The organism is Amycolatopsis sp. NPDC005961, from assembly GCF_040629235.1.
Classification (GTDB): Bacteria; Actinomycetota; Actinomycetes; order Mycobacteriales; family Pseudonocardiaceae; genus Amycolatopsis; species Amycolatopsis camponoti.
In genome coordinates, this window is record NZ_JBEXVF010000003.1 from 124,180 (window position 1) to 138,346 (window position 14,167).

15 protein-coding genes are annotated in these 14,167 nt (G+C 70.2%); 9 read left to right on the forward strand and 6 right to left on the reverse strand.

Going from position 1 to position 14,167, the window contains the following annotated elements:
- The first annotated feature begins 228 nt into the window (after positions 1–228).
- The 4 genes from aceA (at position 229) to ABZ342_RS04035 (ending at position 4,769) form a co-directional block, all read left to right on the forward strand.
- Complete coding sequence (gene aceA, locus ABZ342_RS04020; protein WP_155545043.1) at positions 229–1,509, forward strand: isocitrate lyase; 1,281 nt, start codon at positions 229–231, stop codon at positions 1,507–1,509.
- A gap of 100 nt (positions 1,510–1,609) precedes the next feature.
- A complete protein-coding gene (gene aceB / locus ABZ342_RS04025; RefSeq protein WP_360468526.1) occupies positions 1,610–3,217 on the forward strand; it encodes a malate synthase A in 1,608 nt (535 codons plus the stop codon).
- Positions 3,218–3,400: 183 nt separating this feature from the next.
- Positions 3,401–3,892: a SigE family RNA polymerase sigma factor gene (locus ABZ342_RS04030; RefSeq protein ID WP_360468528.1), complete on the forward strand. Its 492-nt coding sequence runs from the start codon at positions 3,401–3,403 to the stop codon at positions 3,890–3,892.
- Positions 3,893–3,902: 10 nt separating this feature from the next.
- Positions 3,903–4,769 (forward strand): hypothetical protein, encoded by an 867-nt coding sequence (locus tag ABZ342_RS04035; protein WP_360468530.1) that lies wholly within the window; start codon positions 3,903–3,905, stop codon positions 4,767–4,769.
- Here the strand turns inward: ABZ342_RS04035 and ABZ342_RS04040 are convergent.
- Complete coding sequence (locus ABZ342_RS04040; RefSeq protein WP_360468532.1) at positions 4,760–5,293, reverse strand: TetR/AcrR family transcriptional regulator; 534 nt, start codon at positions 5,291–5,293, stop codon at positions 4,760–4,762. The genes ABZ342_RS04035 and ABZ342_RS04040 overlap by 10 nt on opposite strands.
- Positions 5,294–5,374: 81 nt before the next feature.
- Here ABZ342_RS04040 and ABZ342_RS04045 point away from each other — a divergent pair, with 81 nt between their 5' ends.
- On the forward strand, positions 5,375–5,833 hold the full coding sequence (locus tag ABZ342_RS04045) for a nuclear transport factor 2 family protein (protein ID WP_360468534.1): 459 nt from the start codon (positions 5,375–5,377) through the stop codon (positions 5,831–5,833).
- On the opposite strand, the gene ABZ342_RS04050 is transcribed toward ABZ342_RS04045, so the two are convergent.
- Positions 5,830–6,246 carry a hypothetical protein gene (locus ABZ342_RS04050; RefSeq protein ID WP_360468536.1) on the reverse strand — a complete coding sequence of 139 codons (417 nt, stop codon included), beginning with the start codon at positions 6,244–6,246 and terminating at the stop codon, positions 5,830–5,832. The genes ABZ342_RS04045 and ABZ342_RS04050 overlap by 4 nt on opposite strands.
- Positions 6,247–6,389: 143 nt before the next feature.
- Between ABZ342_RS04050 and ABZ342_RS04055 the strand changes: the two genes are divergently transcribed.
- Both ABZ342_RS04055 and ABZ342_RS04060 read left to right on the forward strand, forming a co-directional pair.
- Positions 6,390–7,169: a methyltransferase domain-containing protein gene (locus ABZ342_RS04055; protein WP_360468538.1), complete on the forward strand. Its 780-nt coding sequence runs from the start codon at positions 6,390–6,392 to the stop codon at positions 7,167–7,169.
- A 141-nt stretch (positions 7,170–7,310) separates the two neighbouring features.
- Positions 7,311–7,439 (forward strand): hypothetical protein, encoded by a 129-nt coding sequence (locus tag ABZ342_RS04060; protein ID WP_277875417.1) that lies wholly within the window; start codon positions 7,311–7,313, stop codon positions 7,437–7,439.
- A gap of 105 nt (positions 7,440–7,544) precedes the next feature.
- Here the strand turns inward: ABZ342_RS04060 and ABZ342_RS04065 are convergent, their stop codons facing one another.
- Positions 7,545–8,822, reverse strand: coding sequence for a glycosyltransferase family 4 protein (locus ABZ342_RS04065; protein ID WP_155545051.1), 1,278 nt, complete (start codon positions 8,820–8,822; stop codon positions 7,545–7,547).
- A gap of 125 nt (positions 8,823–8,947) precedes the next feature.
- Here ABZ342_RS04065 and ABZ342_RS04070 point away from each other — a divergent pair, with 125 nt between their 5' ends.
- Entirely contained in the window at positions 8,948–10,711 is a 1,764-nt protein-coding gene (locus tag ABZ342_RS04070) for a sugar-binding domain-containing protein (RefSeq protein ID WP_360468540.1), read from the forward strand.
- Positions 10,712–10,764: 53 nt separating this feature from the next.
- On the opposite strand, the gene ABZ342_RS04075 is transcribed toward ABZ342_RS04070, so the two are convergent.
- Positions 10,765–11,832, reverse strand: a complete 1,068-nt coding sequence (locus tag ABZ342_RS04075; protein ID WP_360468542.1) for an ROK family transcriptional regulator — start codon at positions 11,830–11,832, stop codon at positions 10,765–10,767.
- Between the two features lie 136 nt (positions 11,833–11,968).
- Here ABZ342_RS04075 and ABZ342_RS04080 point away from each other — a divergent pair, with 136 nt between their 5' ends.
- Complete coding sequence (locus tag ABZ342_RS04080) at positions 11,969–13,198, forward strand: YbiU family protein (protein WP_360468544.1); 1,230 nt, start codon at positions 11,969–11,971, stop codon at positions 13,196–13,198.
- Positions 13,199–13,246: 48 nt separating this feature from the next.
- Here the strand turns inward: ABZ342_RS04080 and ABZ342_RS04085 are convergent, their stop codons facing one another.
- Together ABZ342_RS04085 and ABZ342_RS04090 are read right to left on the reverse strand one after the other, a co-directional pair.
- Complete coding sequence (locus ABZ342_RS04085) at positions 13,247–13,459, reverse strand: hypothetical protein (protein ID WP_360468546.1); 213 nt, start codon at positions 13,457–13,459, stop codon at positions 13,247–13,249.
- A 217-nt stretch (positions 13,460–13,676) separates the two neighbouring features.
- Positions 13,677–14,165, reverse strand: coding sequence for a glutathione peroxidase (locus ABZ342_RS04090; RefSeq protein WP_360468548.1), 489 nt, complete (start codon positions 14,163–14,165; stop codon positions 13,677–13,679).
- Positions 14,166–14,167: the final 2 nt, after the last annotated feature.

The following is a 14,167-nucleotide window of genomic DNA, read 5'->3' on the forward strand; positions in this document are numbered from 1 at the left end:
TCGAGCCCACCTCTCCGGAAGGTTTCCGGTCCTGAACGGTTACGTGAACGGTCAAGAACGCGGATTTTCGTGGTGATTGCGAAACGGCAATTCGCAACCTTCGCAAGGAGCCTACGTACCCTTCGCATAAATTGGCAACTTGGACAACTGGACCCGGTTTTCCCAGCCATGCGAGGGTCAGGCCAGGCAAGGCGAGCAATCGCAAACTTCGCAACACCGGGAGTACCGATGACGGAACAGGCCAAGCAGGCGGCCGCGGAGCTGGCGGCGCAGTGGGCGAACGACCCGCGCTGGGCGGGCGTGCAGCGCTCCTACTCGGCCGAAGACGTGATCAAGCTGCGCGGCAGCGTGGTCGAGGAGCACACCCTGGCCCGCCGCGGCGCGGAGAAGCTGTGGAACCTCCTCCACACCGAGGACTACATCCACGCGCTGGGCGCTTTGACCGGTAACCAGGCCGTCCAGCAGGTCCGTGCGGGCCTGCAGGCCATCTACCTGTCGGGCTGGCAGGTCGCGGCCGACGCCAACCTGTCCGGCCAGACCTACCCGGACCAGAGCCTCTACCCGGCCAACTCCGTGCCGGCCGTGGTCCGCCGCATCAACAACGCGCTGGGCCGAGCCGACCAGATCAACTGGGCCGAGGGCAACACGGACATCGACTGGTACGCCCCGATCGTCGCCGACGCGGAGGCCGGCTTCGGTGGCCCGCTCAACGCGTTCGAGCTGATGAAGGGCATGATCGCGGCCGGTGCCGCGGGTGTGCACTGGGAAGACCAGCTGGCGTCCGAGAAGAAGTGTGGTCACCTCGGCGGCAAGGTCCTCATCCCGACCAAGCAGCACGAGCGCACGCTGAACGCCGCCCGCCTCGCCGCGGACGTGCTGAACGTGCCGTCGCTGATCGTCGCCCGCACCGACGCGCAGGCCGCGACGCTGCTGACCAGCGACGTCGACGAGCGTGACCAGCAGTTCCTCACCGGCGGCCGCACCGCCGAGGGCTTCTACGAGGTCACCAACGGCATCCAGCCGTGCATCGAGCGCGGCCTGGCCTACGCCCAGTACGCCGACCTGCTCTGGATGGAGACGTCCGAGCCCGACCTCGAGGTCGCGCGCAAGTACGCCGAGGCCATCAAGGCGAAGTTCCCGGACCAGATGCTGGCCTACAACTGCTCGCCGTCGTTCAACTGGAAGAAGCACCTGGACGACGCGACGATCGCGAAGTTCCAGCGCGAGCTCGGCCACATGGGCTACAAGTTCCAGTTCATCACGCTGGCCGGCTTCCACGCGCTGAACTACTCGATGTTCGACCTGGCGCACGGCTACGCCCGCGAGGGCATGACCGCCTACGTCGACCTGCAGGAGCGCGAGTTCGCTTCGGAGAGCCGCGGCTACACCGCCACCAAGCACCAGCGCGAGGTCGGCACCGGCTACTTCGACAACGTCGCGACGGCGCTGAACCCGGAGAGCTCGACCACCGCGCTCAAGGGCTCCACCGAAGAAGCCCAGTTCCACTGATCCCGGCCGCGGCCTGACGACGTCGCCCCCCTCGTCGTCGTCAGGCCGCGTCCCTCCCCTTCTTTCCTTCCCTGCACAGCTCTGCTCGCGGAGGCACCCCATGGTTGATCGGCTGAACTACCGCATCGAGGTCACCGGCGAGGTCGACGGCCGGTTCGCGGAGATCCTGACCCCGGCGGCCCTCGACTTCCTGGCCAAGCTGGACAACACGTTCGCCGGCCGCCGTCGCGAGCTGCTCGACGCCCGTCGCGTGCGGCGGGAGGAACTGCAGTCCGGCGAGAAGCCGCTCGGCTTCCTGCCGGAGACGCGCCGGGTGCGCGAGGACCGCTCGTGGCAGGTCGCCCCGACCGCGCCGGGCCTGGAGGACCGCCGCGTCGAGATCACCGGCCCGACCGACCGCAAGATGACGGTCAACGCGCTGAACTCCGGGGCGAAGGTGTGGCTGGCCGACTTCGAGGACGCGACGTCGCCGACGTGGCACAACGTCATCGACGGCCAGATCAACCTCTTCGACGCGATCCGCCGCAACATCGACTTCACCACGGACGCGGGCAAGCACTACACGATCGGCGACGACCCGGCGACGATCGTCGCGCGTCCCCGCGGCTGGCACCTGGTGGAGAAGCACATCCGCATCGACGGCCGTCCGGTCTCGGCGAGCCTGGTCGACTTCGGGCTGTTCTTCTTCCACAACGCGCGCCAGCTCGTCGCGCGTGGCGTCGGCCCGTACTTCTACCTGCCGAAGCTCGAGAACCACCTCGAAGCGCGGCTGTGGAACGACGTCTTCCTGCTTGCCCAGCGCGAGCTCGGCATCCCGCGCGGCACGATCCGCGCCACCGTGCTGATCGAGACGATCACCGCCGCGTTCGAGATGGACGAGATCCTCTACGAGCTGCGCGAGCACGCGGCGGGCCTCAACGCCGGCCGCTGGGACTACATCTTCAGCATGATCAAGAACTTCGCCGCGCACGGCGCCGACTTCGTGCTGCCGGACCGCGCGCAGGTCACGATGACCGTGCCGTTCATGCGCGCCTACACCGAGCTGTTGGTGAGCACCTGCCACCAGCGCGGCGCGCACGCCATCGGCGGCATGGCCGCGTTCATCCCGAGCAAGGACCCGGAGATCAACGCGACCGCGGCCGAGAAGGTCCGCGCCGACAAGGAACGCGAGGCCAACGACGGTTTCGACGGCTCCTGGGTCGCGCACCCGGGCCTGGTGCCGATCTGCCGCGAGGTCTTCGACGGCGTGCTCGGCGGCTGGCCCAACCAGCTCGGCAAGCTGCGCGAGGACGTCCACGTCACCGCCGAGGATCTGCTCGACGTGGCCAGCGCCGGCGGTGAGGTCACCGAAGCGGGCGTGCGCGCGAACATCAATGTCGCGCTGCGCTACGTCGACGCGTGGCTGCGCGGCACCGGGGCGGCGGCGATCCACAACCTGATGGAGGACGCGGCCACGGCGGAGATCGCGCGCTGCCAGGTCTGGCAGTGGATCCGCAACGGCACGAAGCTCGAGGACGGCACGGCGCTGACCCGCGAGCTGGCGGTCGAATTCCTGGACGACGAACTCGCGTCGGTGCGCGCGGAGCTGGGCACCGGCAACCGCCTCGACGACGCGTACGCGATCTTCACCGAGACCGCGCTGGGCGAGAAGCTGCCGAGCTTCCTCACCACGGGTGCCTACGCGCGGTACCTCACGGACGCCCGGTAGCAGGGCTCCGAGGACCTCTACCTGACGAGGGGTCCTCGGACACCACACTGGTTGGGATGGTGTGGTCACGAACCGGTCCGGCGACGGTGGCTCCCCGTCGCCGGACCGGTTTTTCGCGTTCCGGGCAACCTCCTCGTCGACCGGCCCCGTTGAAGCGGGTGTGGGGGCGACGAGGAGGAACGCGTGAAACGCTCGGAAGAGGCGGGGTTCCGCGACTACGTCACGGCCAGGATGGACGTCCTGCGCCGGACGGGCTTTCTGCTGTGCCGGGACTGGCATCTCGCCGACGACCTGGTGTCGATCACCATCGGCAAGCTGTACCGGCACTGGCCGCGAGTGCGGCTGATGGACCACGTCGACGCCTACGTGCGCCGGGTCCTGGTGCGGACGTGGCTCGACGAGAAGTCCCGGGCGTGGCGGCGGGAAGAACCGGCGGAGACGCTGCCGGAACCGGCCGTGCTGCCCGGCGACGACGTCATCGAACGGCTCGGGCTGCTCGAACTGCTCGACGCGCTGCCGCCGCGGCGCCGGGCCGCCGTCGTGCTGCGCTACTACTGCGACCTCTCCGTCGAGGAGACCGCCGAGATCCTCGAGTGTTCGCCCGGAACCGTGAAGAGCCAGACCGCGCGCGGGCTCGACTCGCTGCGCGCGCTCGTGGCCGCGAGCCAGAGCTGAAGGAGGGGCCATGAGCAGGGAACAGTTCGACGCCGCGATCGGTGCGGTGCCGCCGTCCACAGTGGACTTCGAAGCGGTGCTGGACCGCGAACGCCGTCGCGCACGGGTGCGGCGGGTGGCGGTCCCGTGGACGGCCGCGGGGGCGGGCGTGGCGGCGGTGGCCGTCGGCGCGGCTTTCGTGCTCGCGCCCGGTGATCCGGCCGGGACTCTGGTGCCGGCCGGCACGCCTTCGGCGCCGGCGTCCCCGGATCCGTGCGCGGTCAGTCCGTACCCGCCGCAGACCGGCGCGCCGATCCCGGAAAAGACGGACGTCGCGACGCACCGGCTGACCGGTGTGCTGACCGCCGCCGTCCAGCAGCGGGTCGCCCGCGGGACGAAACTGCAACCGCACGCCGATGGCGAGTATCCGAAGGGGACGCAGCACGGGCCGCTGACCTTCAACCACGTGTTTTCCGCGCAGGTGCGGCACGAGAGCTCGTGCAGCGGCGGCGAGGACTACTTCCTGGCCGCGGCGACGACGGTCGACGGGCCGCGCAAGGGCAACGTCTGGGCGATCGTCACCCGGCTCGGCGGCAACGCCACGCCGGCCACGGAGTGCGGTAAGCCGCCCGAGAACATGCAGCAATCGTGCGAGCGGAAGGCCGGGCCGCACGGCGAGACGGTCGTCGAGGAAACACTCAAGTCCCCGGGACAGGCGACGGTCAACCGGACGAACGTCACCAAACCCGACGGCACTGGCGTCATGGTGGAGGCGCAGAACGTCGCCGACGACGCCAAGAAGCCGCACCCGAGCGGGCCGGACATGCCGTCGCCGCCGCTGAGCCTTGCCCAGCTGACCGACATCGCGCTCGACCCCGGGCTGACGCTCTACCCGTGAGCGGCTAGGAGGACCTTCGCGGCTTCGCGCGCCGTGCTCGCTTCGCCCGCGTTGCCGGTGATCGCGGCGAGCACGGTCGCGCCTTCGACGAGCGAAAACAGCCGGTCGGCGATGCTTTCGTCGCCTACGAGACCACGCAGGTAGGCCCGTACCCGGTCCTTGTGCTCACGGATCGCGGCCGCGACGCCCGGCGCCGGCTCGCCGAACTCGCCGAAGGAGTTGGTGAACGCGCAGCCGCGGAAGCCAGGCTCGGAAAACCAGTTCCGCAGCCAGTCGAACACGGCCAGCGGGTCGTCACCGCGGGCGTGGACGAATTCGCGCAACGACCTCCGCCAGCGCTCGTCGCGGCGTCGGAGGTAGGCCTCGACCAGGTCGTTCTTCGCCGGAAACGTCTGGTAGAGCCGCTTGAGCGAGACGCCCGAGCGCGCGCGGACGGCGTCCATCCCGACCGCCTGGACGCCGTGGGCGTAGAAGAGCTCCTCGGCGGCTTCCAGTAGCCGGTCGGTTGCCTCCGTGGGAGTCATGTCAGCTGCCTCTGGTGCGGAGAATGGGCGTTCTCTAGACTACCGGAGAACGCACGTTCTCCACGTCTCGAAGGAGTGCTCATGACCCCGCGTCCGCCGTTCCCGCCGTTCGACGAGGACACCGCCCGCCAGAAGGTCCAGGCCGCCGAGGACGCGTGGAACACCCGCGACCCGGAACGGGTCTCGCTGGCGTACACGGAGGATTCGGTGTGGCGCAATCGCGACCAGCACGTCGTCGGACGCGCGGAGATCGTCAGGTTCCTGACGGCGAAGTGGGAGCGCGAGCTGGACTACGCGTTGCGCAAGGAGCTGTGGGGCTTCCGCGGCAACCGCATCGGCGTCCGGTTCCAGTACGAGTCCCGCACTGCCGGCGGTCAGTGGTTCCGCAGCTACGGCAACGAACTGTGGGAGTTCAGCGACGAAGGCCTGATGCGCCGGCGGGAGGCGAGCATCAACGACGTGCCGATCGAGGCATCGGAACGCCGGATCTTCGGCCCGCGCCCGGAGTCCGAGCACGGCGTCCTGCTGCCGATCTTCTAAGCGGCCGAGCCGTCGCCGGTCCGGGGTGCACCGTGCGGGACGACCTTCACCTGCCCGGGCCGGGACTTCGCCGCCAAGACCGTAAAGCGCACGGTGACGGGCTTTCCCGCGCAGCGGAAGGAAACCGGGTAGGTGCCGGGCGCGACGGCGGCGACGACGCTTTCGCCGAACAACGCCCACGGCTGGTGTCCTTCGGTGTTGGGGGCCGGGGGTGTCGTGATGCGTAGCGCCTTGGTCGTGACAGGGGCTGCCTCACCATCGCACGCGACGGTGAGGGAGACCTTCTCGCCGGGATGTCCGCTGTAGACGGACAACTTCAGCCAGGTGGGCAGTGGTGGTGGTGACGTGGTCTGCGCGGCGGCCGCCGGTGTGAGCACGAGCAGGCACGCGGCGGTGAGGGAGAGGATCTTCATGGTGACCTCACGGAGTTCGATGCGTGTAACCAAGGCGTTTGCGCAGGCCAGGGGGTTGCCGGTCGAGATCCGACTGTGACGCTCGAATCCGCCCTGAGCGGAAGGAGGACCGGCCGGGGGCGACCTCGGACAGGCTCAGGGCCATGACGGGATCGGCGTTCGGCGGCGAAGTGAGCGAGTTCTACCAGCGGTTCCGCCGCGGCTACCCAGCCGCGGTGGGGGATGCCCTGACGGCGGCGTTCACGCTGACGCGCGACGACGTCGTGCTCGACCTCGGCTGCGGCACCGGCCAGCTCACCCGCGTCCTGGCTCCCCGGGTGGGCGCGGTGCTGGGCATGGACCCGGAACCGACGATGCTCGACCAGGCCCGCAAGGCGGGTTCGCCACCCAACGTGAGCTGGCTCCTGGGTGCGGACTCCGACGTCGGCGCGCTGACACCGGCCCTCGGCCCGCGCCGGCTGGGCGCGGTGACGGTGGCGCAGGCGTTGCACTGGATGGACCACGCGACGCTGTTCGCGGCGGCGCACCCGCTGCTGCGTCCGCGCGGCGGTGTCGCCGTGGTGACCAACGGCGAGCCGCTGTGGCTGCAGGACACGGCCTGGTCGGCGGCGCTGCGCGAGGTGGTCTCGTCGTATCTGGGGACACCGTTGCACCGGACGTGCGGCACGGACGAGACGAGCCAGTCGCGCTACGCGGACGCCCTCTCGTCGGCGGGGTACTCGGTCGATTCCCTGGTCGTCTCGTACGACGCGCCGCTGAGTGTCGAGGAGATCGTCGGTGGCGTGTTTTCGGCCATGAGCCCGGCGCAGCTGCCGGCGGTCGAGGCGCGGGCGGCGTTCACCGAGCGCGTCCGGGAGGCGTTGTCGCCGTTCGGACCACTGCGTGAGCAGGTCCGGGTGCGCGTGCTGACCGGGATCCGCTGACCGGACCTTGGCCGGCCCCCGACCGGTCACGCAAGGCGAATGGGTAGCGGCCCCTGGTGTTCCGCTTATTGTTTCCGCGGGAACCGGCGCGGATGCTCGCTGCGAGGCGCGTCCTTGCGCCGGTCGTCCCGAGGAGTCCCCATGACCAGCAGGTTGAGAGCTGTCGTCGCCGCCGTCTTCGTCGTGTTTTCGTTCTCGTTCGGTGCCGTGGTGGTCGTGACCGCGCCCGCCTCGGCGCACTCCGACTGCTTCCGGCCCTGCCGCTTCTGAGCGGGCCGCTACCTACAGTTCGGCTTCCGAGCTGCGGCTTTCGGTCGATGCTCGGTAGGCCACGGCGTCGCTTCGCCCGGGTTTGGTCGCCATCGCGACGGTTACCTACAGTTCCGGCAGCCCGGCCGCGACCGGCTCGAACGCGTTGCCGGTGGCGATCTTCGGCCGCGGCAGCTCGACGGGTTCGCCCGGCTTGGTCCGCTTGTAAACCGCGGCGGTCGCCTCGGCGATCCGGCCCCAGTCGAAGTCCGCGGCCAACCGCGACTGCGCGGCCTTCGCCCGTTTCGCGGCGGCCGGCGCGTCGTCGAGCACGGCCGTCACCGCGTTGGCCAGTTCCGCGACATCGCCGGGGCTGAACGCCAGCCCGGTCTCGCCGTGCACCACGACCTCGCCGAGACCGCCGGCCGTCGACGCCACCAGCGGCGCCTTCGCGGCCGCTGCCTCCAGCGCGACGATCCCGAACGGCTCGTACCGGCTGGGCAGCACCACGGCATCGGCTGCGGCCAGCGCCGCCCGCAGGTCGCGGTCGGAAAGGTGCCCGACGAAGTCGACGGCGCGCCGCACCCGCAGCTTGCGCGACTGCTCGACCAGCTCGTCGAAGTGTCGTCCTTTTCCGGCGACGACCACCCGCGTGCCGGGGTGGCGGCGCCGGATGCGGGGGAGCGCGGCCAGCAGGTCCTGCACGCCCTTCTCCCACTCGAGTCGTCCGAAGTAGAGCAACAGCGGCGCCCCGGCCGGGCTGTAGACCTCGCGGGCGTGGGCGATCTCCTTCGCCGGCACCTGCCAGCCGCGTTCCTCGATGCCGTTGTGGATCACCGTGACGTCGTCGGCCTCGACCTCGAAGAGGTGCGCGACCTCGCGGCGCATGGCCTGCGAGCAGGTGATGAGCGCGTCGGCGCGGTTCGCCAGCCACCACTCGACCGAGTGAACTTGCTGGTTCAGCGGGTGCGACAGCCAGCCGGAGTGCCGACCGGCCTCGGTCGCGTGGATCGTGCCGACGAGCGGCACCCGCGCGGCCTCGGCGATCGCGATGGCCGGATGGGCGACCAGCCAGTCGTGCGCGTGCACGACGTCCGGCTGCCAGCCGCGCAGCAGGTCCTGCGCCGCGCGGATCATGGCGTGCCCCATGGCCAGCGTCCAGGCGACGAGGTCGCGTTCGAACGTCACGTGCATGGGGTCTTCGGCGACCCGGATGATCCGCACGCCCTCGACGACCCGGTCGGTGCGCGGATGCGTCCCGGCGTCGGTGCCCGCCGCGTGCCGGCAGAGGACGACGACCTCGTGACCCTGCCGGGCTAGGTGGCAGGCGAGCGCGTGCACGTGCCGGGCCAGGCCGCCGATGGCCACTGGCGGGTACTCCCAGGACAGCATCAGCACACGCATGCGCAGAGGTTACTCGCGAGTCGGGACGGTCCGGCGGCGCCCGTGCCAGCCGACCGGCCAGATCGTTCGCGGAATGTGGTCCGACTCACTGGCGAGCCCGGCGATCTCTGCCACCATCGGCCGGGATGACTTCACCAGAGGACACCGGCTGGCGCCGGCTCGACCCGCCCCTGTCCACCCCGTGGACCGGCGAGGCCGGCCCGGACAACGCCCTGCCCGAGTACCCGCGGCCACAGCTGACCCGGCCGCGCTGGCTGAACCTCAACGGCGTCTGGGAGTACGCGGGCTGGCCGTCGTCGCCGGAGGAACCACGGCCGTCCGGCTACGCCGAGCGGATCCTGGTCCCGTTCCCGCCGGAGTCGGCGTTGTCCGGAATCGGCCGACGCGACGAGGTCCTCTGGTACCGGCGCCTGATCGAGATCCCGGCTGAGTGGTCTGGCCGGCGGGTCCTGCTCCACTTCGGCGCGGTCGATCAGACGGCGAAGGTGTGGGTCAACAACCAGCTCGTCGCGACGCATGAGGGCGGCTACACGGCGTTCAGCGCGGACATCACCGACGTCCTGCGGGCGTCGGGCCCGCAGGAGCTGACCGTGCGGGCCGAGGACCGCACCGACATCGAGCCCTACCCAGTGGGCAAGCAGCGCAACGCACCCGGCGGGATCTGCTACACGGCGTCGTCCGGAATCTGGCAGACGGTCTGGCTCGAGCCGGTGCCCGAGACCCGCGTCGAACGCCTCGACCTGACCCCGGACCTCACCGGCGTGACGGTGTCTCCGCAGGTCACCGGCGGTGCCGAGGTCGTGGTCGTCGTTTCGGACACGGACGGCGAAGTCGCCCGCGGCTCGGGCGCGGCCGGGACGTCGGTGCGCGTGGACGTTCCCGAACCACGCCTCTGGACGCCCGACGATCCGCACCTGTACAAATTGCGTGTCCGGCTGCTCGACCGGCATGGCGCGGTTCTGGACGAAGTCGGCAGCTACGCCGGTCTCCGGACGGTGAGCCTGCTCCCGGGCACCGAAGGCCGCCCGCGGATCGCGCTCAACGGCCGGCCCGCGTTCCTACACGGTCCGCTCGACCAGGGCTACTGGCCGGACGGCATCTCGACCGCGCCCACCGACGACGCCCTGCGCTTCGACCTCGAGAAGACGAAGGAGCTGGGCTTCAACTTCGTCCGCAAACACGTCAAGGTCGAGCCGGCACGCTGGTACTTCTGGGCCGACACGCTGGGCCTGGTCGTCTGGCAGGACATGCCGTCGCTGACGGTGTCGTTCGACGGCCCGCCCGGCATCGCGCCGGACCCGGTCCCGCGGGCCCGCGAGCGGTTCGAAGCCGAATTGATCGAAATGATCATTCAACTCCGAGCGGTCCCGTCGATCGTCGGCTGGGTGCCGTTCAACGAGGGCTGGGGCGAGTTCGACACCGCCCGTGTCGCGGAACTGGTCAAGGCCCTCGACCCGACCCGGCTGGTGATCGCGAACAGCGGGGTCAACTGCTGCTTTTCCCGCCCGGACACGGGCGCGGGTGACGTCTACGACGACCACACGTACGTGGGCCCAGGCGAGCCGACAGTCACCGATGGCCGGGCGATCGTCGACGGCGAGTACGGCGGCCTCGGTCTCGTCTTGGACGACCACCGCTGGCCGGGCCCGCCGAACGCGTACGAGATGACGACGACCCGGGCGCGGCTGACCGAGCGCTACGCGGAGGTGAGTGCCGTGCTGGAGCGTGTGGTCGTCGAGCGAGGCTTGTCCGGCGCGATCTACACCCAGACGACCGATGTCGAGAACGAGGTCAACGGCCTGCTGACGTACGACCGTCGCGTGGTCAAGGTCGACCCGTCGGTGGTCGCGAAGTGCGTGCGAGCGGTGATCGACGCCGGCTCGGCCTGAGCGGCCTCCCCGGCAGCTGTTCGCACCGGCGTCTCGCCCCGACCGGCTCGTGGTCAGCTTTCGGCGACGGCCTTGACCAGGCGATCCCGCCCGTGGTCGAGCGCCGACAACAACGCGCCGCGCAGGGCTGCGGAGTCCGTCACCGTGCCGGCCTCCACCTGAACCGGTCCCGGCGCTGCCGCGCGAACCGTTCGCCGGATTTCGGCCACGAGATCCGGCCGGCTCCCCGCCGGGCCGCCGAGCAGCACCAGGTCCGGATCGACGATCGTGCAGATCGCGGCGACGGCCCGGCCGAGCGTCACGCCGAGCAGCCGTAGTCGTTCGGCGGCCACGGTGTCGGCGGCGGCCTGGTCGAGCGTGGTCGAGATCGCGTCGATGTCCAGCGAAGGCGCGTCGGACCTGCCGAAACCCTGGTCGGCGAGAGCCGACGCGAGCGTGGATCCCGAACTGTCCAGGTAGCCGATCTCGCCCGCCAGCCCGTGAGCCCCGCGCACGAGCTGGTCGCCGACGTAAAGGCTGACGCCGAGCCCGGCGCCGATGTAGACGTAAGCGAAGCTCTTCGCCTCCCGGGCGGCGCCCTCTCGTCGTTCGGCGAGCGCGGAGAAGTTGACGTCGTTGTCGAGCAGAACGTCCCGTCCGATCTCGTCGGCCCGGAGCGTCCCCTCGGGAAAAGGTGACCCCGGCAGCGCGACGACCTCTTGCGTGACCGGGTCGACCGGGTTGGCCACCGAGATCGCGATCGCCCGCACCGGACCTGAGCCAGCTTCGGCCGCCGTGGCGACGGCGTTCCGGACGGCGGTCGTCACCGGCCGGTTGCCGGGCGGGCGCCGCTCGGTCGCCAGGACCGTCCCGATCAGGTCGGTGGTGATCGTGCGGACGCCCTGCTGGTTGACCTCCACGGCGACCACACGGCCGGCGTCGGCGGCCAGTTCGTAGAAGGTGGCGATCCGGCCGCGGCGGCCGGTCTGGTCGGTGCCGGTGGCCCGCAGCGCGCCCGCCGTCTCCAGCCGCCGGACCGACTCGGAGATCGTCGGCTTCGAGATCCCGGTGGTCGCGGCGAGCTCCGCACGGGTGGTCCGGCCGTGGACGAATACGTGGTCGAGGACTGCGCGGTCGGTCATGGCCCGCAGCATCGCCAGGCGCGGAAGCGGCCGGTCGGGGTCGGACATCGCACCTCTTGTGGCGGGAGACGGACAGGGGTTACCGTAGCCGGGACATTCTAGTAAGGAGTCCTAACCAAAGATCGTGAGGACACCGATGACGACCTCAGAGCTGCCCGCGAACATGTCCGAGGCCATCTCGCGGACCAAGCACGAGCTGCGCGCCCGGATCGGCGACGTCGCCGGCGTATTCGCCGAGGTCCGTGACGGGCTGCGGCGGGAGGTCGACGCCGTCGCCGCCGACCCGGACGCCTTCCCCGTCGTCCGATTCCGCGACATCGCCGACGGGACCGTGTCGCAGCGGACGCTCGACGCGGTCCGACGCCGTGGCTGCGCCGTCGTCAAGGGCACCTTCGCGCGCGAAGCGGCCGAAGCCTGGGACGCCGAACTGGCCGCGTACCTGGCCGACAACGACTTCGCCGGGACGTACCAGGGTCCTGCCGACGACGTCTTCGCCGGCCTCGCGTCGAGCCAGCCGCAGATCTACCCGGTCTATTGGTCGAAGCCGCAGATCGAGGCTCGGCAGCACGAGCACATGGTCGCCGTCCGGCGGTTCCTCAACTCCTTCTGGCGGCACGAGTCCGAGGGCCGCGTCTGGTTCGACCCCGATCGCGACACGGCCTACCCCGACCGCATCCGCCGCCGCCCGCCCGGCTCGGCGTCACTCGGCCTGTCCGCCCACACCGACTCCGGCTCGGTCGAACGCTGGCTGCTGCCCGCCTACCAACAGGTGTTCCGCCACGTCTTCGCCGGAAACTGGCGGGAGTACGACCCGTGGGACGGCGCCTACCGCACCGAAGTCGACGAATACCCGTCGACCGTCATGTGCTCGGCCTTCCGCACCTTCCAGGGCTGGACGGCGTTGTCGGAAATGCACCAGGGTGACGGCGTCCTGCACGTGGTGCCGATCCCGTCGGCGATCACGTACGTGCTGCTCCGCGCGCTGCAGGACGACATCCCCGAGGACGATCTCTGTGGCGCCGCCAACGGCCAGGCCCTGCCGGTGAGCGACAAGTACCACGACGACCTGCTGCCCGCGTTGACCTCCATCCCGGACGTCGAACCGGGTGACACGGTCTGGTGGCACGGCGACGTCATCCATTCCGTCGCCGACGGCTCCAATCCGGATCGCTGGGGAAACGTCATGTACATCCCGGCGAGCCCGCATTGCGCGAAGAATGCCGCCTACGCCGAAAAATGCGGTCGCGCATTCCTGGTCGGCGCGAGCCCGGGCGATTTCGCACCCGAAGACTACGAAGTGAACTGGGCCGGCCGCGCCACGATCGGCGACCTCAACGCGGTCGGGCGCGAACAGCTCGGTCTCTGACCGGCGCCACGCCGGGGCGGCCGCACTCCGCCCCGGCGTGGCCGGGAGCTACAGGTGCAGCCAGAGCCCGAGGTGCAGACCCAGGAGATGGATGTGCCCGTGGTGATGGTGGTGGCCGACGCACAGCACGCAGTGGCGAGCCTGGTCCGCCGCGTCGGACGACGGCGCGGCCGACGCGGTGCCCGCCGCGGGGCCGGCCAGCAGCAGCCCGAGTGCCACGGGGAACGCGGCCAGCGCGGCCCGTCGCCTGGAGGTAGTCATCCCATGATCCCTTCTCCGCACATCGGCGCCGGAGTGGCGTCGTGAAAAGTATTCGGTGCGAAGCGGGGGAAATGGCAGGCTGATCACCCGGGATCCGCCCGACCGGATCATGGGAATCATTTTCGGTACCGTTTCGGTGGTACCCGGATGGCCGCAGAAACCCGTCGATCCGGTGAACTCCGGGAAAGGCGGGGGACACGACGTCCCCCGCCCCGTGTCACGCCGGGAGCGCGGCCTCGATGGCCTTGACGACCGCGTCGTCCTCCGGCTCGGTCCGCGGCCGGAACCGCGCGAGGACCTCGCCGTCGACGCTGACGAGGAACTTCTCGAAGTTCCACTGGACGTCGCCGGAGGCGCCTTCGGCGTCGGCGGTCTTGGTCAGCTCCGCGTACAACGGGTGCCGGCCCTCGCCGTTGACGTCGATCTTCTCGAACAGCGGGAAGGTCACGCCGTAGGTCGTCGAGCAGAACGTCTGGATCTCGTCGGCGCTGCCCGGCTCCTGTCCCGCGAACTGGTTGCACGGAAAACCGACGACGGAGAAACCCTGGCCGCCGAAGCGCTCCTGCAGCCGTTCGAGGCCGGAGTACTGCGGGGTCAGGCCGCACTTCGACGCGACGTTGACCACGAGCAGCGCTTTGCCCGCGAGCGAGCCCAGTGAGCTGTCCTGCCCGTCGAGGGTCTTGACCGGAATTTCCTGGATGCCCATGA